The sequence below is a fragment of the Herbaspirillum sp. B65 genome (genome assembly GCF_000333555.1).
Classification (GTDB): Bacteria; Pseudomonadota; Gammaproteobacteria; order Burkholderiales; family Burkholderiaceae_D; genus Herbaspirillum; species Herbaspirillum rubrisubalbicans.
The window spans coordinates 1-1138 of record NZ_BADI01000353.1 but is presented as its reverse complement, the minus strand read 5'-3'; the positions used below and the strand labels follow the sequence as shown (position 1 = coordinate 1138).

Below are 1138 nucleotides of genomic sequence, written 5' to 3'. Positions count from 1 at the left end.
CGCCTTCGTTGCCCTGGTTGTCTTTTCCGTGGTGGTCAGCACCGCCACCAATTACCTGATCGCCCGAAATAGCATGTGGGACGCCACTGACAGCAATCTCTCCACATCCGTGAGTGACCATGCCCGCGTGATCCAACAAGCTGGACCTGGTCGCGCCGGCCGATCTGGAACGCCTGCACGCCATCCTGCACAAGCTCAACCCGCGCGCGCGCATGGTCACGGCGCAATTCGGCAAGGTTGCGCTGGACCAGGTGTTGAACACCGGTCTGTTCGACTTCGAGCAAGCCAGCCAAGCTCCCGGCTGGTTGCAGGAATTGCGTGGCGAGCACGTGCCGGAGACCGAACAGTACGGCATTACCAGCTTCGCCTGGCGCGCGCGCCGGCCCATGCATCCACAGCGTTTCTTTGATCTGGTCAACCGTGAATGGCCGGGCGTGGTGCGCTCCAAGGGTTTCTTCTGGCTGGCGACGCGACCGGCCCATGCCGGCTCCTGGTCGCAGGCCGGGGCCGTGTGCCGCCATGGACTGGCCGGCAAGTGGTGGGCCGCAGTGCCACGCGAGCAATGGCCGCAGGAACAGGAATCCATCGATTTCATCCTGCAGCAATGGGATGAGAACGTGGGCGACGCCCGCCAGGAGCTGGTCTTGATCGGCATCGAGATGGACCAGCAAGCCCTGCGCGCCCGTCTCGACGCCTGCCTGCTGTCGGACGCCGAGATGGCGCAAGGCCCGCTGGGCTGGGCGCGCATGGCCGACCCCTTCCCTGCCTGGGAGTGATGCGCATGGCCGAGTTGAACCAGCGCAGCCCGCTGCCTGACGTAGCCCGCGACGAGCGCCCGGCCATCGCGCTGCCGCTGGAATGGGTCGGCATGCGCGGCATCGCCCTGCCGCTGCAACTGGACAGCGGCAAGACGGTAGCGGCCAGCGCCGAGGTGGCGGTGGATCTGCCTGATCCGCACGCCAAGGGCATCCATATGTCGCGCCTGTACCTGCTGCTGGACACCTTTCGCAGCGCGCGCGACTCACACCCATCGCCCTGCACGAACTGCTGCGCCAGCTGCGCGAAAGCCATGCGATTGCATTCCCCCGCGCGCGCGCTACGACTGGACTTTGCTTGCTGCAGCACGCGCGGCACTGGT

1 protein-coding gene and 1 pseudogene are annotated in these 1138 nt (G+C 66.2%); both read left to right on the top strand.

Features of this window, described 5'->3' with window-relative positions; all coding sequences use genetic code 11:
• Positions 1-134: 134 nt before the first annotated feature.
• Positions 135-776: pseudogene (locus I5W_RS08725) on the top strand (GTP-binding protein); the annotation flags it as partial.
• A 5-nt stretch (positions 777-781) separates the two neighbouring features.
• A partial coding sequence (locus I5W_RS08720) for a GTP cyclohydrolase, FolE2/MptA family (RefSeq protein ID WP_252716956.1) occupies positions 782-1138 on the top strand: 357 nt, incomplete at its 3' end.